The 18481-nt window shown below is 70.3% G+C and carries 15 protein-coding genes and 1 tRNA gene; 7 read left to right on the top strand and 9 right to left on the bottom strand.

Annotated features, from left to right (window positions below; genetic code table 11):
• Positions 1 to 17 precede the first annotated feature (17 nt).
• Both ACZ561_RS21340 and ACZ561_RS21335 read right to left on the bottom strand, forming a co-directional pair.
• Positions 18 to 1796 (bottom strand): SDR family oxidoreductase, encoded by a 1779-nt coding sequence (locus tag ACZ561_RS21340; protein WP_470997351.1) that lies wholly within the window; start codon positions 1794 to 1796, stop codon positions 18 to 20.
• Positions 1796 to 2641 (bottom strand): M24 family metallopeptidase, encoded by an 846-nt coding sequence (locus ACZ561_RS21335; protein ID WP_470997348.1) that lies wholly within the window; start codon positions 2639 to 2641, stop codon positions 1796 to 1798. The genes ACZ561_RS21340 and ACZ561_RS21335 overlap by 1 nt, the downstream gene beginning before the upstream one ends.
• 247 nt (positions 2642 to 2888) lie before the next feature.
• On the opposite strand from ACZ561_RS21335, the gene ACZ561_RS21330 reads away from it, so the two are divergent.
• From ACZ561_RS21330 to ACZ561_RS21315, 4 genes are read left to right on the top strand one after another with little or no spacing between them, the layout of a single operon-like run.
• The gene (locus ACZ561_RS21330) at positions 2889 to 3851 is read left to right on the top strand and encodes an ABC transporter ATP-binding protein (protein ID WP_470998517.1); all 963 of its coding nucleotides are present in this window, start codon (positions 2889 to 2891) and stop codon (positions 3849 to 3851) included.
• Positions 3848 to 4744: an ABC transporter permease subunit gene (locus tag ACZ561_RS21325; RefSeq protein WP_470997345.1), complete on the top strand. Its 897-nt coding sequence runs from the start codon at positions 3848 to 3850 to the stop codon at positions 4742 to 4744. Before ACZ561_RS21330 ends, ACZ561_RS21325 begins: the two co-directional genes overlap by 4 nt.
• A gap of 49 nt (positions 4745 to 4793) precedes the next feature.
• Entirely contained in the window at positions 4794 to 5705 is a 912-nt protein-coding gene (locus ACZ561_RS21320; protein ID WP_470997342.1) for an ABC transporter ATP-binding protein, read from the top strand.
• Between the two features lie 14 nt (positions 5706 to 5719).
• The gene (locus ACZ561_RS21315) at positions 5720 to 6439 is read left to right on the top strand and encodes an ABC transporter permease (RefSeq protein ID WP_376438447.1); all 720 of its coding nucleotides are present in this window, start codon (positions 5720 to 5722) and stop codon (positions 6437 to 6439) included.
• Between the two features lie 145 nt (positions 6440 to 6584).
• On the opposite strand, the gene ACZ561_RS21310 is transcribed toward ACZ561_RS21315, so the two are convergent.
• Both ACZ561_RS21310 and ACZ561_RS21305 read right to left on the bottom strand, forming a co-directional pair.
• On the bottom strand, positions 6585 to 7841 hold the full coding sequence (locus tag ACZ561_RS21310; protein WP_470997339.1) for a CynX/NimT family MFS transporter: 1257 nt from the start codon (positions 7839 to 7841) through the stop codon (positions 6585 to 6587).
• Positions 7838 to 8650: a FadR/GntR family transcriptional regulator gene (locus ACZ561_RS21305; protein ID WP_470997336.1), complete on the bottom strand. Its 813-nt coding sequence runs from the start codon at positions 8648 to 8650 to the stop codon at positions 7838 to 7840. Before ACZ561_RS21305 ends, ACZ561_RS21310 begins: the two co-directional genes overlap by 4 nt.
• A 135-nt stretch (positions 8651 to 8785) precedes the next feature.
• Between ACZ561_RS21305 and lpdA the strand changes: the two genes are divergently transcribed.
• The 3 genes from lpdA (at position 8786) to ACZ561_RS21290 (ending at position 11161) form a co-directional block, all read left to right on the top strand.
• Positions 8786 to 10189 carry a dihydrolipoyl dehydrogenase gene (lpdA, locus tag ACZ561_RS21300; RefSeq protein WP_470997333.1) on the top strand — a complete coding sequence of 468 codons (1404 nt, stop codon included), beginning with the start codon at positions 8786 to 8788 and terminating at the stop codon, positions 10187 to 10189.
• A 35-nt stretch (positions 10190 to 10224) separates the two neighbouring features.
• Entirely contained in the window at positions 10225 to 10911 is a 687-nt protein-coding gene (locus ACZ561_RS21295; protein ID WP_470997330.1) for a rhomboid-like protein, read from the top strand.
• A 165-nt stretch (positions 10912 to 11076) separates the two neighbouring features.
• Positions 11077 to 11161: transfer RNA gene (locus tag ACZ561_RS21290), tRNA-Ser, on the top strand.
• 448 nt (positions 11162 to 11609) lie between these two features.
• Here the strand turns inward: ACZ561_RS21290 and ACZ561_RS21285 are convergent.
• The 5 genes from ACZ561_RS21285 to ACZ561_RS21265 form a co-directional block, all read right to left on the bottom strand.
• Positions 11610 to 12416: an HAD family hydrolase gene (locus ACZ561_RS21285; protein WP_470997327.1), complete on the bottom strand. Its 807-nt coding sequence runs from the start codon at positions 12414 to 12416 to the stop codon at positions 11610 to 11612.
• Positions 12413 to 13702, bottom strand: a complete 1290-nt coding sequence (gene serS / locus ACZ561_RS21280; RefSeq protein WP_470997325.1) for a serine--tRNA ligase — start codon at positions 13700 to 13702, stop codon at positions 12413 to 12415. The genes ACZ561_RS21285 and serS overlap by 4 nt, the downstream gene beginning before the upstream one ends.
• A gap of 577 nt (positions 13703 to 14279) precedes the next feature.
• Positions 14280 to 15215 (bottom strand): prephenate dehydratase, encoded by a 936-nt coding sequence (gene pheA / locus ACZ561_RS21275; protein WP_376438466.1) that lies wholly within the window; start codon positions 15213 to 15215, stop codon positions 14280 to 14282.
• A 50-nt stretch (positions 15216 to 15265) separates the two neighbouring features.
• Positions 15266 to 16537, bottom strand: a complete 1272-nt coding sequence (gene efeB, locus ACZ561_RS21270) for an iron uptake transporter deferrochelatase/peroxidase subunit (RefSeq protein ID WP_470997321.1) — start codon at positions 16535 to 16537, stop codon at positions 15266 to 15268.
• Between the two features lie 5 nt (positions 16538 to 16542).
• Entirely contained in the window at positions 16543 to 18480 is a 1938-nt protein-coding gene (locus ACZ561_RS21265) for a copper resistance protein CopC (RefSeq protein WP_470997319.1), read from the bottom strand.
• Between the last annotated feature and the right edge of the window lies 1 nt (position 18481).

The following is an 18481-nucleotide window of genomic DNA, read 5'->3' as shown; positions in this document are numbered from 1 at the left end:
ATCGTACGACCGCCGGCTCACACCGGCGGCTCCAGCCGGGCTATCGCCCGCAGCGCCCTGGGGGCGAATCGCGACATGAAGTGGGCGCCCCGCGCCTCCGGGGTGACGGGGACGACGGCCTGGTTGCGCACGACGGCCCGCAGGATCGCGTCCGCGACCTTCTCCGGCGGGTAGTTGCGCAGGCCGTAGAGGCGGGAGGCCTCCTTCTGGCGGCGCTTCTGGTCCTCCTCGCCGGCTCCCGCGAACCGGGCCGTCGCGGTGATGTTGGTGTTCACGATGCCGGGGCAGATCGCCGAGACCCCGATGCCCTGGCCGGCCAGTTCGGCGCGCAGGCACTCGCTCAGCATCAGCACCGCCGCCTTGGACGTGCTGTACGCGGGCAGGACGCGGGAGGGCTGGAAGGCCGCGGCGGAGGCGGTGTTGACGATGTGCCCGCCCTGGCCGCGCTCGGCCATCTGGCCGCCGAAGATCCGGCAGCCGTGGATGACGCCCCAGAGATTGACGTCCAGGACCTTCTTCCACTCCTCCGTCGTCGTCTCGAAGAACGAGCCGGACAGGCCGATGCCCGCGTTGTTGACCAGGACGTCGACGATTCCGTACTCGCTCGCCACCTTCGCGGCGAGCTTCTCCATGGCCTGCTCGTCGCTGACGTCGACGGTCTCGCCCCATGCCTCGGGCGCGCCGATCAGCCGTGACATCTCCGCCGTCCGCGCCGCGCCCTCGCCGTCCCGGTCGACGGCGACGACCCGCGCGCCCGCCTCGGCGAAGGCGAAGGCGGTGGCACGGCCGATACCGCTGGCGGCGCCGGTCACCAGGACCAGCCGGCCGCCGAACCGCTCGGCGTACACCGGATCGGCCGGGCTCTTCGCGGCGGTCTTCGGGGCCCTGGTGGACGGATCCTCGTTCGCCCGGACGAACTCACCGATCCACGACGCCAGCTGGTCGGGACGGGTGCGCGGGATCCAGTGCTTGCCCGGCAGGGAGCGGCGGGTCAGCTCCGGTACCCAGGTCGCGAGGTCGTCGTAGAGCCGCTCCGACAGGAAGGCGTCGCCGGTGGGCGTGATCAGCTGGACCGGCGCGTGCGCATAGGCGTCGGCGCGCGGTCGGCTCAGCCGCGCCCGGACGTTGTCCCGGTAGAGCCAGGCGCCGTGCGCCGCGTCATTGGGCAGCGACGGCGTCGGATAGTCGCCCGCCGGGACCTTCTCGACCCGCTCGAGGAGCCTCGGCCAACGCTTGCCGAGCGGTCCGCGCCAGGCGAGCTCGGGCAGGACGGGGGTGTGCAGCATGTACACGTACCAGGACTTGGCGCCCTGGCCGAGGAGCTGGCCGACCCTGCGCGGGGTGGGCCGGGTCATCCGCTGCTTGATCCAGTGTCCGAAGTGGTCCAGGGACGGGCCCGACATCGAGGTGAAGGAGGCGATCCGGCCCTCGGTGCGCGGGACGGTCACGAACTCCCAGGACTGCACCGAACCCCAGTCGTGCCCCACGAGGTGGACGGGCCGGTCCGGGCTCACCGCGTCGGCGACCGCCAGGAAGTCGTCCGTCAGCTTCTCCAGGGTGAAGCCGCCGCGCAGCGGGGCCGGAGCCGTGGACCGGCCGTGGCCACGGACGTCGTACAGCACCACATGGAACCGTTCGGCGAGCCGGTGCGCGACCTCGGACCAGACCTCCTTGGAGTCCGGATAGCCGTGCACGAGCAGTACGGTCGGCCGGCTCTCGTCGCCCAACTCCGCGACGCACAGCTCGATCCCGCCCGTACGGACCCAGCGCTCGCGCGCCCCCTTCAGCACGGCCATCACACGTCCCCCTCGTTCCAGCGCCGCACGTGCGGCAGATCGTCGTCCAGCCAGAACGCGCTCTGCTCGGGGTCCTTGGAGTCGGTGACGACCAGGATCTCCTCGAACTTCGCGCCCGTGCCCCGGAACCCGAGGTGCGGCTCGACCGCCCACAGCCCCGGCCGGGGTGGATGGTCGGAGAACTTGTACGGCGACCAGAGCGGCGACCAGCCGTCGCGGTGGCCGTGGATCGCGTCGCTCGCGAGCCCCTTCAGCGACTGGGTGCCGAAGCCGAAGAGCGTGGGCGACCAGCGGCGCTCCTTCACCCGGTCGATCTTGTGCGCGATCACGCCGAAGGGATATGCGCGATGCCGGTTGGCGTACCCCTGGCGGACCATGAGCCGGTCCACGTTCTCGTAGATCTCGCGCAGGGAGCGGCGCTCGCGCACCTCGCTCAGGATCAGCTCGCGGTGCGCCTTCAGATCGGCGAGCAGCTTGTCGTGCATCGGGTTGAGGCCGAGGCAGCCGGAGTACCCGATGTCCGAGGTGTAGCCCTTGTACACCGGGGCCATGTCGAGGATGAACGGCATCCCGGCCTCAAGACGCCGGTTCGTGGGGAAGAACTGGAGCGGGATCTTGAAGTCGACGAAGGCCGTACGGTCGCCGAACCAGGCGAAGGGCCGGTGGAACCAGTCCCGCACGCCCCGCTCGTACAGCCAGTCCCGCTGCATCTTGGCGGCCTCGCGCTCGGTCACCCCCGGCTTGAGCTGGGCCGAGACGGCTTCCGCGCACTCGTAGGAGAGGCGCTGCACTTCCCTGAACCCCCGCAGCTCCGCGGTCAGTTCGCTTGTCACTGCTGAGGCCATGCCACCCGCCCGTCCGTGAGCGTATGCGTGCGCTACGCGGTCGTAACTTGACACTGATGAATGTGACAATGCTCGGAGGCTGCGTCAAGGGGTGTGCAGGACGCCTGTGGAAAACTCGACGCGGGCAGGCGGCGAGCGACTTTGGTCTCGACTCCCCTACGGGTCCGTACACCTGGAGTCGGACAAGGAACGAGCCGTTGGGCTGACGACTCCTGTGGCGTACGCCACTACCGTCAATGGCGTGACTGTGATCGCCACCGAAAGCCTCAGCAAGCGGTTCCCCCGGGTGACCGCTCTCGACCGGCTCTCCCTGGACATCGGGCCCGGTGTGACCGGACTGGTGGGTGCCAACGGAGCCGGTAAGTCCACGATGATCAAAATCCTGCTCGGTCTCTCTCCCGCAACGGAAGGCCGGGCCGAAGTGCTCGGCCTGGACGTCGCCACCTCCGGCGCCCAGATCCGTGAACGCGTGGGGTACATGCCCGAGCACGACTGCCTCCCGCCGGACGTCTCGGCGACCGAGCTCGTCGTCCACATGGCGCGGATGTCGGGCCTGCCCGCCACCGCCGCCCGTGAGCGGACGGCCGACACTCTGCGCCATGTCGGCCTGTACGAGGAGCGGTACCGTCCCATCGGCGGTTACTCGACCGGCATGAAACAGCGGGTGAAGCTGGCCCAGGCGCTTGTCCACGACCCGCAGCTGGTCCTCCTCGACGAGCCCACCAACGGCCTCGACCCGGTGGGCCGCGACGAGATGCTCGGCCTGATCCGGAGGGTCTGGACGGACTTCGGCATCTCGGTGCTCGTCACCTCCCACCTCCTCGGCGAGCTCGAGCGCACCTGCGACCACGTCGTCGTCATCGACGGCGGAAAGCTGCTGCGCTCCAGCTCCACCAGCGACTTCACGCAGATCACCACGACCCTCGCGGTCGAGGTCACCGACTCCGACACCCACCCCGACGGTGCCCAGGCCGTGCGCGCCGCGCTCGCCGCCGCGGGGGTCACCCTCCACGAGGGTGTCGAGGACGGGCTGCCCGGCGCCGGCCACATCCTCCTGGTGGAGGCCGAGGGCGAGGACACGTACGACCTCGTCCGCGACACCGTCGCCGGCCTCGGCCTCGGACTCGTACGGATGGAGCAGCGGCGGCACCACATCGCCGAGGTCTTCCGCCCCGACGCCAAGCAGCAGGAGGAGGTGCCGGCGCGATGAGCTCCCAGGCCCCCGAGACCACACAGATCCACAACATCGGCTACCGCAACTACGACGGGCCGCGCCTCGGCCGCGCGTACGCGCGCCGGGCGCTGTTCTCGCAGTCGCTGCGCGGAGCGTACGGACTGGGCCGCAGTGCCAAGTCCAAGGTGCTGCCGATGATCCTCTTCGCCGTGATGTGCGTTCCCGCGCTGATCATGGTGGCGGTGGCGGTCGTCACCAAGGCGAGCAAGCTGCCGCTCGACTACACGGCCTACGCGATCTACCTCCAGCTCGTGATCTGCATCTACCTGGCCGCCCAGGCCCCCCAGTCCGTCTCCCGCGACCTGCGGTTCAGGACGGTGCCGCTGTACTTCTCGCGCCCGATCGAGCGGATGGACTACGTCCTCGCCAAGTTCGGCGCGATGGCGTCGGCACTCTTCGTCCTCACCGCCGCGCCGCTGGTGATCCTCTTCGTCGGGGCGCTGCTCGCGAAGCTCGACTTCGCCGACCAGGCCAAGGGCTTCGGCCAGGGTCTCGTCTCCGTGGCGCTGCTGTCACTGCTCTTCGGCGGTATCGGCCTGGTCATGGCCGCGCTCACACCGCGCCGCGGTTTCGGCGTCGCCGCCGTCATCGCCACGCTGGTGATCTCCTTCGGCGCGGTCTCCACGCTCCAGGGCATCGCCTACGGCACGGACAACCTCGACGCCATCCAGTGGATGGGCCTGTTCTCGCCGATCACGCTCATCGACGGGGTGCAGACCGCCTTCCTCGGCGCCACCACCTCCTTCCCCGGAGGGGAAGGCGTGGGACCGGGCGCCGGAGTCGGCGTGGTGTACCTGCTGGTCGTACTCGCGCTCATCGCCGGCTCGTACGGAGTCCTGATGCGCCGCTACCGAAAGGTGGGGCTGTGACCGCCCTCCCGTCGCCCACCACCACCCTTCCAAAGAATGGGCTGCGCCCATGAGCACTCTTTCCATCGACCACGCCTCTCGGTGGTTCGGCAACGTCGTCGCCGTCAACGACGTCACCATGACGATCGGCCCCGGTGTCACCGGCCTCCTCGGCCCCAACGGCGCGGGAAAGTCGACCCTCATCAACATGATGGGCGGATTCCTCGAGCCCTCCACGGGCGCCGTCACCCTCGACGGCGAGGCGATCTGGCGCAACGAGTCCGTCTACCGGCAGATCGGCGTCGTGCCCGAGCGGGAGGCGATGTACGACTTCCTCACCGGGCGTGAGTTCGTCGTCGCCAATGCCGAGTTGCACGGTCTCGGCGACAAGGAGGCCCAGCACGCGCTCGCCACCGTGGAGATGGAGTACGCGCAGGACCGCAAGATCGCCACGTACAGCAAGGGCATGCGCCAGCGCGTGAAGATGGCCTCCGCGCTCGTCCACGACCCGTCCGTGCTCCTGCTGGACGAGCCGTTCAACGGCATGGACCCCCGCCAGCGGATGCAGTTGATGGACCTGCTGCGCCGTATGGGCTCCGCCGGCCGCACGGTGCTCTTCTCCTCGCACATCCTGGAGGAGGTCGAGCAGCTCGCCTCGCACATCGAGGTGATCGTGGCCGGGCGCCATGCCGCCTCAGGCGACTTCCGCAAGATCCGCCGGCTGATGACGGACCGGCCGCACCGCTATCTCGTGCGGTCCAGCGACGACCGGGCGCTCGCGGCCGCGCTCATCGCCGACCCGTCCACGGCCGGCATCGAGGTCGACCTCGCCGAAGGCGCTCTGCGCATCCAGGCGGTGGACTTCGGTCGCTTCACGGAACTGCTGCCCCGGGTCGCCCGGGACCAGGGGATCCGGCTGCTGACGGTCTCGCCCTCGGACGAGTCCCTCGAATCGGTCTTCTCGTACCTCGTAGCGGCCTGAAAGGAGCCTGACCGATGTACAACCCCACAGTCGCCCGGCTCACCTACCGGGCCCTGCTCGGCCGCCGGCGGGCGCTGATCCTCTTCGCGCTGCCCGCACTCCTGCTGGTGATCGCCGCCGCGGTACGGGCGTTCAACGGCGCCGACGACCAGATCGCGGCCGACGTCCTCGGCGGTTTCGCGCTCGCCACGATGGTGCCGCTGATCGGTGTCATCGCCGGAACGGGCGCGATCGGCCCGGAGATCGACGACGGTTCGATCGTCTATCTGCTGTCCAAGCCGGTGAAGCGGTCCTCGATCATCTTCACCAAGCTGATCGTCGCGATCGCCGTGACCATGGTCTTCTCGGCGGTGCCCACCTTCATCGCCGGCCTGATCCTCAACGGCAACGGCCAGCAGGTGGCGGTGGCGTACACCGTCGCGGCGCTGGTCGCTTCCATCGCGTACAGCGCGCTCTTCCTGCTGCTCGGCACGGTCAGCCGCCACGCGGTGGTCATCGGCCTGGTCTACGCACTGGTCTGGGAGGCCCTGTTCGGCTCGCTGATCTCCGGGGCGAAGACGCTCAGCGTGCAGCAGTGGGCGCTCGCCGTCGCCCAGAAGGTCAGCGGCGAGGGCCTGGTCACCTCGGACGTCGGTCTGACGACGGCGGTGGTGCTGCTGATCGGCGTGACGGTCCTCGCGACCTGGTACGCGGGCCAGAAGCTGCGGACGCTGAAGCTGGCGGGCGAGGAGTAGAGGCGTCGAGGCGTGGAGCCCGGGGCCGGGACCCAGCCGGGACCCAGCCCGGGCTCCAGGTGCCAGGCGCCCGACCGGGCTCCGGGTGCCAGGCGCCCGACCGGGCTCCGGAACCCGTGCGACAGCGGCCAGGGGCTGCCGAGGTTCAGACCTTGGTGTCCCTGGCCGCCGGCAGTCCGACCCCCAGGGCCGCCGCGCAGACACAGAGGACCAGCACGATCGGCACCGTCCAGGAGCCGGTCGCCTGGTGGACGGCGCCGGCGGCCAACGGCCCGGCCGCGGCGAGCAGATAGCCGACGGTCTGGGCCATTCCGGAGAGCCGGGAGGCGGTGACCGCGTCGCCCGTCCGCAGCACGATGAGGGTCAGGGCGAGCCCGACCGCCCCGCCCTGCCCGATACCGAGCAGCGCGGACCACAGCCAGGCACCCTGCACCGGGGCGACCATCAGCCCCGCGTAGCCCGCCGCGACCAGCGTCGTGACGAGGACGACCAGCCGGCGCTGGCTCCGCATCCGGCCCGCCAGGAGCGGCACCGCGAACGCCCCCGCCACCTGGATCAGGTTGTTGAAGGCGAAGACCACGCCGGCCGTCGAACGGCTCATCCCGTGGTCCGTGAAGATCGTCGGCATCCAGGCGATCAGGACGTACGACCAGAGCGACTGCAGCCCCATGAAGAGGGTGACCTGCCACGCCAGCGCCGAGCGCCAGACGCTCCTGGCGGGCGCTGCCGGGACGATCCGTACCTCATCTCCCGTACGGCCCCCGGCGATCAGGACCTGCGGCAGCCAGGCGAGCGCGGCGAGCGCCGCGAGCAGCGACCAGAACCCCAAGGATCCTTCCCAGCCGCCGCCGAGGGCCTGCTCCAGCGGCACCGAGGCCGCAGCCGCCACCGTGGCGCCCGCGATCATCGCGCCGGTGTAGAGCGAGGTCATCGAGGCGGCCCGGTCGGGGAAGTCCCGCTTGATCAGGCCGGGCATCAACACGTTGAGCAGGGCGATCGCCGTGCCGACCAGGACACCGCCGCCGTACAGCGCGTACACCGACGGCAGGACGCGCACCAGGATGCCGACGCCGAGCAGGACCAGCGCCGCGAGCAGCACCCGTTCCGCGCCGAAGCGCCGCCCGAGCCAGGGCGCCACCAGCGCGCCGACACCGAGGAAGAGCACCGGCACGGACGTCACCAGCGAACTGGCCGTCGACGACAGGCCGAAGGCCGCCGCGATCTCTCCCACCAGCGGGGACACGCTCGCGAGCGCCGCCCGCATGTTGAGCGACGCCAGCACGATCCCGACCAGCAGCAGGACCGGATGGCCGAGCGAAGCCCACCGCCCCGCCGTCCCTCGGGCCGAAGGAAGGGCATCGGCCTCCCCATCGAGGACCGGCGGCCGGTACCCGGTCCTCACAGCGCCTCACCGGTCCGCGCTTCACCGGTCCGCGCTTCACCGGTCCGCGCTTCACCGGTCCGCGCCTCACGAGCGTCACGAGCCTCATGCACTTCATGCGGCTCATGTGCTTCACGCGTCTCATGGACCTGACGCGCCTCACCCGTCAGCGCCGTGATCGTCTCCATCGGCACCCGCAGCAGCTCCCGCGCCCCCGCCTCCGCCGCCTCCGCGTCGCCCGCCTCGACCGCAGCGACCAGGGCCTCGTGCGCGTCGATGTCGACCGGCGGCATCTCCCGGTCGCCGAGCGCCTCCACCAGCACCTCGTGCACCTGCGTGGAGAAGAAGCGGTACACCTCGGTGAAGGCCGCGTTGTGCGTGGCCTCGACGACGGCCAGGTGGAACGCCATGTCCGCGTCCGCGGCACGGTCGCCCTCCTCGCGGAGGGTCGCCAGCGCCGCCCGCAGCCGCAGCAGGTCGTGGGTGTCCCGCCGTACCGCCGCCAGGCGCGCCGCCTCGGCCTCCAGGGCCATCCGCAGCTCCATGACGTCGCGCGCACCCGCATGGCGCACTCCGCGCAGGACGGCGGCCGGATCGGCGGTCGACCTGACAAAGGTGCCGTTGCCCTGGCGGGACTCCAGGAGGCCCGCGTGGACCAGAACCCGCACCGCCTCGCGGACCGTGTTGCGCCCCACGCCCAACTGCTCGGCGAGCGTGTGCTCGGTGGGAATGCGGTCCCCGACCTCCCACTCGCCCTGCGCGAGCTGGTCGCGCAGCTGCTCCACCACGGAGTCCACCAAGGAGGTCCGCCCCGCCGCCTTCAGCCCCATCACCACTCCACACGAGATCACGCGAGATATTCGCCCGGTTGCCCAGTCATCCTACAACTGACCTCGCGGCAGGCACCGGACTACTGTGGGCCCGTACGCGGACACGAACACCCTCACCACCTTCGGGAGTCAGTCATGTCAGACCGCTTCGACGTCGTCGTACTCGGAGCTGGCCCCGGCGGCTACGTCGCCGCCATCCGCGCCGCCCAGCTGGGCAAGCGGGTCGCGGTCGTCGAAGAGAAGTACTGGGGCGGTGTCTGCCTGAACGTCGGCTGCATCCCCACCAAGGCGCTCCTGCGCAACGCGGAGCTCGCCCACATCTTCAACCACGAGGCGAAGACCTTCGGCATCAAGGTCGACGGCACGGTCTCCTTCGACTACGGCGAGGCGTTCAGCCGCAGCCGCACGGTCGCGGACGGCCGGGTCAAGGGCGTCCACTTCCTGATGAAGAAGAACGGCATCACCGAGTTCGACGGCCGCGGCACCTTCGTAGACGCGAACACGATGCAGGTCGCCAAGTCCGACGGCACCACACAGACGATCACCTTCGACAACTGCATCATCGCCACCGGCGCCACCCCGCGACTGCTGCCGGGTACCGCCCGCAGCGAGCGCGTCGTGACGTTCGAGGAGCAGATCCTCGCCGAGGACGTGCCGCAGTCGATCATCATCGCCGGCGCCGGCGCGATCGGCATCGAGTTCGCGTACGTGCTCCACAACTACGGCGTGAAGGTCACGATCGTCGAGTTCCTGGACCGGATCGCGCCGCTGGAGGACGCCGACGTCTCCAAGGAGCTGGCGAAGCAGTACCGCAAGCTCGGCATCGACGTCCTGACCTCGACCCGCGTCGAGACGATCGACGAGTCCGGCCCGCAGGTCCGCGTCACCGTCACGGGCAAGGACGGCGCGCAGAAGGTCCTGGAGGCCGACAAGGTCCTCCAGGCCATCGGTTTCGCCCCCAACGTCTCCGGCTACGGCCTGGAGAACACCGGCGTGGCGCTGACCGAGCGCGGCGCGATCGACGTCGACGGCCGCTGCCGCACCAACGTGCCGCACATCTACGCCATCGGTGACGTGACCGCGAAGCTGATGCTCGCGCACACCGCCGAGTCCATGGGTGTCGTCGCCGCCGAGACCATCGGGGACGCCGAGACCATGGAACTCGACTACCCGATGATCCCGCGCGCCACCTACTGCCAGCCGCAGATCGCCAGCTTCGGCTGGACCGAGGCGCAGGCGCGGGAGAAGGGGTACGACGTCAAGGTCGCCAAGTTCCCCTTCACCGCCAACGGCAAGGCGCACGGCCTCGGCGACTCCACCGGCTTCGTGAAGATCATCGCCGACGCGCAGTACGGCGAGATCATCGGCGCCCACCTGATCGGCCCCGACGTCACCGAACTTCTGCCCGAGCTGACCCTGGCGCAGCAGTGGGACCTGACGGTCAACGAGGTCGCGCGGAACGTCCACGCGCACCCGACGCTGGGCGAGGCCGTCAAGGAAGCCATCCACGGTCTTGCCGGACACATGATCAATTTCTAAGGATTCTCCCAGTTCAGGGTGATAGGCACTGAAGAGTGCCGAGTGAAACCCTCCCTGGTGGTGCACCGGGTGGCGAACCGTCCCGACCGATCAGGTCGTGGGTGCGATCGTCACCCGGTACGCATCTCTGGCTGCTCGTCATCGCGGTCACCAGCGTCGTCATCGCGGTCTCGTCGGACGGCCTGGAGCACTATCTCCTGCACCGCAACTCCAGCAATCTGCACCAGCTCTCCCACCACCCGCTCCAGGCGCTGCTCGGCAGCGCGTTCTGGATCGAGGACCCCTCCGACTTCGTGCTGTACGCAGTGCTGTTCGAGGTCTTCCACGCGCCCGTGGAGCGCTGGCTGGGGACGCTGAGATGGTTCCTCACGGTCGCCACGGCGCATGTCGCGGCGACCCTCATCAGCCAGCAGGTCGTCCTGGACGCGATCCAGGACCACGACGTGCCGCGCAGCATGGCGCACGTCGTGGACATCGGGGTGAGTTACGGGATCGCCGCGTCGATCGGCATCCTCACGTACCGGATCCCACGGCCCTGGCGGTGGCTCTACCTGGCCGGGGCGGTGGCCGTCTTCGCCGTACCGCTCTTCACGAGCCATACGTATACGGATCTGGGGCACGCGATCTCGCTGGTGATCGGTCTCGCGTGCCGGCCGCTCACCTGGGGTGTGGACCCGCCCGGTAATTCGGTGGCCGTCGAACGTCCGTCGCGCGCACACTAGTTGTGCGGGAGACGCCCGCCGTGAGACCGGGGAGGAGCGCGACGATGACCGACACCAGTTCGAGCCGGAGTTCGAGTCCGTCGAGCTCCCTGCAGGGCGGCGCCCCCTAGCGCCGCCGGGGCGGCCGCTTCGAGCGCGCGGGTTCTCCGCGCGGGCCGCCCACCCGGAGGATTGGCCGAGTGGTAAGGCAGCGGCTTGCTAAGCCGTCGTCGGGGTCACCCCCGCGCGCGTTCGATCCGCGCATCCTCCGCGTGGCCCTTGGGCGGGCGGCAGCCAGGGCAAGGCCCTCGGGCGCGCCGCACCAGGGCAAGCACCCGCCAAGTGGCCCCGGGCCGTGCGAAGACCGGCGTGCCCTTCGGGCGAAGCCGATCCGTAGACGGACCGACCTCGTGCCCTTCGGGCGAAGCCGATCCGTAGACGGACCGACCTTCCTCGCGAGCGGGCGAACCCGTGCCCCGGACGGACCGACCCTTCGTGAGCGGGCGAATCCGTGCCCGGGGGGACCGACCCCTTCGTGAGCGGGTGAACCCGTGCCCCGCACGGACCGACCCTTCGCGAGCGGGTGCTCCCTCTCCGCAGGGCGATGCCGCAGACCCGGGCCGAGCGCCGAGGCCCGCGGGCGGGCACCACCAGGGCAAGCGCCCGCCAAGTGGCCCCGGGCCGTGCGAAGACCGGCGTGCCCTTCGGGCGAAGCCCGCCTAGGTCGCGAGCAGACGCTCCAGCACCACCGCGATGCCGTCCTCCTCGTTCGAGGCCGTCACCTCGTCCGCGATCGACTTCAGGTCGTCGTGGGCGTTCTCCATCGCCACGCCCCGCGCCGCCCAGCCGAACATCGGGATGTCGTTCGGCATGTCGCCGAAGGCGATCGTCTCCGCCGCCTTCACGCCCAGTCTGCGCGCCGCGAGCGACAGGCCCGTGGCCTTGGTCAGGCCCAGCGGGAGGATCTCCACGATTCCCGGGCCGGCCATGACCACGTCCACCAGGCTGCCGACCGTCCGCCGGGCGGCGCCGGCCAGCTCGTCGTCCGACAGTGTGGGGTGCTGGATGTAGAGCTTGTTCAGCGGAGCGGACCACAGCTGCGCCGGGTCCTCGAAGACGACCACCGGCAGCGGTCCCTCCTGGACCCGGTACTCGGGGCTGACCAGCACCTCGCCGTCGAGACCGTCGCGGCTGGCGGCCAGCGCCAGCGGCCCGACCTCGGCCTCGATCTTCGACAGCGCCAGGCCGGCCAGCTGCCGGTCCAGCGTCACCGACGTCAGCAGCCGGTGCTCGCCCGCGTGGTAGACCTGCGCGCCCTGACCGCACACCGCGAGGCCCTCGTAGCCGAGGTCGTCGAGGATGTGCCGCGTCCAGGGGACGGCCCGGCCGGTGACGACGATGTGCGCGGCCCCCGCCGCCACCACGGCGGCGAGGGCGTCACGCGTACGGTCCGAGACCGACTCGTCGGCGCGCAGCAGCGTGCCGTCGAGGTCCGTCGCGACGAGCTTGTACGGGAACGGGCTCACTTGGAGATCGGCTCCAGGACCTCACGGCCACCCAGGTACGGCCGCAGCACCTCCGGCACCCGGACCGAACCGTCCGGCAGCTGGTGGTTCTCCAGGATCGCCACGATCGTGCGCGGTACGGCGCAGAGCGTGCCGTTCAGCGTCGCCAGCGGCTGGACGACCTTCTTGCCGTTCCGCTCGTCACGCATCCGCACGGACAGGCGGCGCGCCTGGAAGCCGTCGCAGTTCGAGGCCGAGGTCAGCTCGCGGTACTTGCCCTGCGTCGGGATCCACGCCTCGCAGTCGAACTTGCGGGAGGCGGAGGAGCCCAGGTCGCCGGTGGCCACGTCGATGACCTGGAAGGGCAGCTCGAGGCTGGTCAGCCACTGCTTCTCCCACTCCAGGAGCCGCTTGTGCTCGTTCTCGGCGTCCTCCGGAGCGACGTACGAGAACATCTCGACCTTGTCGAACTGGTGGACCCGGAAGATGCCCCGGGTGTCCTTGCCGTACGTGCCGGCCTCGCGGCGGAAGCACGGCGAGAAGCCGGCGTAGCGCAGCGGGAGCTTGTCCGCGTCGATGATCTCGTCCATGTGGTACGCGGCGAGCGGCACCTCGGACGTACCGACGAGGTAGAAGTCGTCCTTCTCCAGGTGGTACACGTTCTCCGCGGCCTGGCCGAGGAAGCCGGTGCCCTCCATGGCACGCGGGCGGACCAGCGCCGGCGTCAGCATCGGGATGAACCCGGCCTCGGTCGCCTGCGCGATCGCCGCGTTGACGAGGGCCAGCTCCAGCAGGGCGCCGACGCCCGTCAGGTAGTAGAAGCGCGAGCCGGAGACCTTGGCGCCCCGCTCGACGTCGATGGCGCCCAGCGTCTCGCCCAGCTCCAGGTGGTCCTTGGGCTCGAAGCCCTCGGCCGCGAAGTCGCGGATGGTGCCGTGCGTCTCCAGGACGACGAAGTCCTCCTCGCCGCCGACGGGCACGTCCGGGTGGACGATGTTCCCGAGCTGGAGCAGGAGGGCGCGGGCCGTCTCGTCGGCCTCGTTCTGCTCGGCCTCGGCGGCCTTGACGTCGGCCTTGAGCTGCTCGGCCCGCTGAAGGAGCTCGGCGCGCTCCTCGGGGGTGGCCTTGGGGATCAGCTTGCCGAGCGACTTCTGCTCGGAACGGAGCTCGTCGAAGCGGACGCCGGACGACCTGCGCCGCTCATCGGCGGAGAGCAGGGCGTCGACAAGCGCGACGTCCTCTCCACGGGCGCGCTGGGAGGCGCGAACACGGTCGGGGTCCTCACGGAGCAGGCGAAGGTCAATCACCCCACCAGGCTACCGGTGCGGGCTCCTGGCACCTCAACCGGATATAGCCTTGCGTGTCGCTTTGCCCGAATTGCCGGGATTGGGAAATGCTCTCCCTATTCGTCAATAAACTGGCCGCGAGCCCCCGAAAAGGGGCGCATCGGCCTGTGCGGCTTGACCGAATCGCCGGGTGGATCAAGGGACTTCTCCACAGGGGAGCCCGAGCCCTGAAAGTTATCCACAGGCTGTGTGGAAGGTCTGTGGATTGCGGAGGAGATCATTCCGAATCGACTTCGCGGGCCTCAGGATTCCCCGATCAAACCTCCTTCACACACTCATTCGGGTGGGAATTCCTCGCCCTAAAGAGTTGATCAATGGAATTGAGGTGACACCGGCCAACTCGGCGCACTGTGGACGCTTGTGGAGTGACTAGGGTGATTTGTCGACCATGTCTGCATGTGTTGTCGACTTGTCCCCAGGTCGAGAAGCGCACCTGTGGATAACTTCTGTGGGCAACCGAAAAGTATGCAGGTAGGACTAGTGGTTCACACCTGTGGACGACCGCCCCCGGCAACGGGAGCGGTGGGGCACTCTCGGATCAGGCCCGACCGTCCTGGGCCCTCGCCAGCCAATCGGAGGCCGCCGTGAACTCTTCGTCCGACGTCCCGCGTCGAAGCCCCCGCACGTCCTCCCGCGAGACACCGGCCCGCGGGTACGACCCGAGGAAGCGCACCTTCGGGCAGATCCGCTTGAGGCCCATCAGCGCCTCGCCCACCCGCCGCTCGGAGATATGACCCTCCGCGTCCACCGCGAAGCAGTAGTTCCCGATGCCCGCGCCCGTCGGCCGGGACTGGATCAGCATCAGGTTGACCCCGCGCACCGCGAACTCCTGGAGCAGTTCGAGGAGGGCACCGGGGTGGTCCTCGCCCAGCCACAGCACGACCGAGGTCTTGTCCGCGCCCGTCGGCGCGGACGGCCGGGCCGGCCGTCCCACCAGGACGAACCGGGTCTCGGCGTTCTCGGCGTCGTGGATCTCGGTGACCAGGGCCTCCAGGCCGTAGGTCGCCGCGGCGAACTCGCCGGCGAAGGCCGCGTCGAAACGGCCCTCCTGGACGAGCCGGGCGCCGTCCGCGTTCGACGCCGCCGACTCCCACAGGGCATCGGGCAGGTGGGCCCGCATCCAGTTCCGGACCTGCGGCTGGGCGACCGGGTGCCCGGTGACCGTCTTGATCTCGGACATGGTGGTGCCCGGCCGTACGAGCAGGGCGAAGGCGATCGGCAGGACCACCTCGCGGTAGATCATCAGCGGCTCGCCGGAGGCCAGCTCGTCCAGGGTCGCGGTGACCCCGCCCTCCACCGAGTTCTCGATCGGCACGAGAGCGGCGGCGGCCTCTCCGTTGCGTACGGCGTCCAGCGCGGCCGGGACGGAGACCATCGGGACGAGCTCCCGGGTCGCGGCCTCGGGCAGCGTACGCAGCGCGGCCTCCGTGAAAGTGCCTTCGGGACCGAGATACGTATACCGGGTGGCTGACATACGGTCACCCTAATAGGCGCGGGACGTGCCGACCCTCTGCCCGCCCGGGGTCAGGACTCCAGCAGCCGCTGGCCCACGTACTCGCCCTCGGCCGCCCCGCCCGGCACAGCGAACAGGCCGCTCGCCTCGTGCCGGATGAAGGAGGACAGGGCGTCGCCCCGGTCGAGCTTGCGCTGCACGGGCACGAAGCCCCTCAGCGGATCGGCCTGCCAGCAGACGAAGAGGAGTCCGGCGTCGGGTGTGCCGTCCGGCCCGATGCCGTCGTGGAAGGAGAAGGGCCTGCGGAGCATGGCCGCTCCGCCGTTCTGTTCGGGGGCGGAGATCCGGGAGTGCGCGTTGTCCGGGATGACGAGCCGGCCGTCCGGTCCGACCTTGTTGAGATCGAGTTCGGTCGTCTCGTTCCCGCCGGTGAGCGGGGCGCCGTCGGACTTCCGCCGGCCGATGACCTTCTCCTGCTTGTCGAGGGAGAGCTTCTCCCAGTCGTCGAGCAGCATCCGGATCCGGCGTACGACGGCGTAGGAGCCTCCGGCCATCCACTCCGGGGCCGTGGACGTGCCCGACGCGGAGTCGGGGACGAAGATCCGCCGGTCGAAGTCGGGGTCGGAGAGCTTGGGGTTCCCGGTGCCGTCGACCTGGCCCATCAGGTTCCGGGCTGTCATCGGCTTGGCGGTGGCCCCGGCGGAGCGGTTGAAGCCGTTCATCTGCCAGCGGACCTTGGCAGCCGCGCCCGCGTCCTTCTGGAGTGCGCGCAGTGCGTGGAAGGCGACCAGGGCGTCGTCCGCTCCGATCTGCACCCACAGGTCGCCCTCCGACTTCTTCGGGTCGAGCGCGTCGGCGGAGAAGGCGGGCAGCGGATCGAGCTGCGTCGGGCGGAGCGCGGTGAGTCCGGTGCGGCCGAAGAAGGAGTGGCCGAAGCCGAAGGTGACGGTCAGCGAGGAGGGGCCGGCGTCCAGGGCGATGCCGGTGTCGTCGGTCGACGGCTTGCCCGCCATCAGCGCCTTGGCAGTCGCCGACCAGCGGCGCAGCAGTGCGGCTGCCTCCTTGCGGCCCGCTCCGGGTGCGAGGTCGAAGGCGATCAGATGGCCCCGCGACTGAAGGGGAGTGGTGATCCCCGCTTGATGTTTCCCGTGAAACATCGCCTGCGTCGCCCCGACCGTCGTCAGCGCCTTCGCGTCGGTGGTCGTCGAGGAGCCGGAGTCGGCGACCGCCGCGTACACTCCGGCGCCACCGCCGGCGCCGAGCGCGATGCCGGCGGCGCCCGCCGCGCCGACCGTGCCGAGTACGCGCCGTCGGGAGATCTCAAGCTTGTCGTCGTTGCTCACGTGGGTCAGCCGATCTTCACGTTCTTGTCGATGGTGGTCTGGTCGATGTCGGAGGTACGGACCGTCACCTGGATCTGCCATTCACCGGCCATCGGGATCTGGACGCCGTTCGCGCTCCAGTGCCCGGTCTGGATCCGGTCGGGTGCGACCGGCAGCGGGCCGACGTTCTTCTCCTTCAAGGTGAAGGCCACCTTGATCTCGGGGACGTCCAGCGGGCGGCCGTTCGGCCGGTCGACATAGACGTGCAGGGCGTTGGCGCCCGTAAGGCCGGGGGCGAGGCTGAGCCGTACCGTCCCCTTGCCGTCCATGCCGCCGGTGTCGAAGGGCAGCCGGATGTCCACGGGCCGGTCGGGTACGGCGGTCGAGCCGGACGTGGACTGGGAGCGCCCTGCCTCCTCCTCCGTACGGCCTGGCTCGGTCGAGGTGAGGACGGTGGTCACGGCGAGCAGGACCACGGCGACGACGGCCTCGGTCAGGACCGAGCGGCGCAGGCCGCTGCGTTCGGGGTCGGCGTCGCGGTCGCGCTTCTTCCGGGCGGTGGCGACGGCGGCCCGCTGGCGGGCGAGCTGGGCGGCCCGCTCGGGGTCGACGGCGGCATCCCGGTCGGCCGCTTCGGAGCCGTCGTCGGCGGTCTCGGGGGACTCCTCGTCGATGTCGTCGACGGCGTGCTCCGCGGTGTCCTCGACGGCGTCGGCCTTCGCCGGTGCGCCGAGTCGCTGGGTCCAGCGGCGGGAGACCCAGGCGATCCCCACGAGCACGGCCACGAGCCCGACCTTGACCAGTAGCAGCTGTCCGTACGACGTGCCGGTCAGGGCCGACCAGGAGCCGACCTGTCGCCAGGACTGGTAGAGCCCGGTCGCGGCCAGGACGATCACCGAGGCGAAGGCGACCTTCGAGAAGCGCTCGACGGCGGCGCGCTCGATGTCGGGGGCTCGGTAGAGCGCGACGAGCAGCGCGGTCAGGCCGCCCAGCCAGGCCGCCACCGCCAGCAGGTGCAGGATGTCGACGGGCATCGCGATGCCCGGCTGCAGGCCGGTGGAGGCGTGTTCGGCGAGTGCCCAGGTGCCCGCGATGCCGGCGGCCACCACGGTGCCGCCGATCGCGAGTCCGAAGGTGAGGTCCTTCTTCTCCTTCTCGTCGTTCCGCCTGGTGTACGCGCCGAACAGCACGGCGACGAAGAGTGCCGCAGCGCCCAGCAGCATCAGCCGGGAGATGAGCGCGGCGCCGGTCTTCGTTTCCAGGACGGACTTCAGTCCGCCGAGGTCGAAGGCGTCGGCGAGTTCGCCGGAGCCGGTGTACGGGTTGCGCAGGAGCAGCATGACGAGGGTGGCCGCGGTGAGTGTCAGCCAGCCCCGGACCACGAGTCGCTGCACCGGGCGGACCCCGGCGCCGCGGGGCCAGCAGGCGAGGACGAAGGCGGCGCCGCCGACGAGGACGACGAAGCCGGCGTAGGAGACGTAGCGGGCGATGCCGTACAGCGCGCCGACGAGTCCGCCGCCGGCTTCCTGGTCGGGCAGGGCGACGGAGGTCTGGGAGGGGGCGCCGATGGAGAAGGTGAAGGCGCCCGCGATGGGGTGGCTGTCGGCGGAGACGGTCTGCCAGGCGACGGTGTAGGTGCCTTCGGGCAGGCCGGAGCGGAGTCCCACTCCGTACTTGACGATCGATCCGCTGCACAGGTCGCGGATTTCTCCGGTGTCCACGCGCTTCCCCGCCGGGTCGAGGACCCGGATCGAGTCGGTGCTCATGGCGACCTGCTCGGAGAAGGTGAGGTTGACGTCCTTGGGGGCGGTGGCGACCACCGCCCCGTCCTGGGGATCGCTGCCGGTGAGCGCGGCGTGCGCGGACGCGGGGGCGGCGCCGGCGAGCAGCGTGCCGAGGAGCGCGGCCGTGACGAGCAGCAGCCGGGTCAGGGCGGTTCCGAGGCGCGGGGCGGTGGCTCTCATG

The organism is Streptomyces sp. NPDC039609, assembly GCF_055596705.1.
The sequence above is the reverse complement of the archived record's forward strand: the minus strand, read 5'-3'. Positions and strand labels throughout refer to the sequence as shown.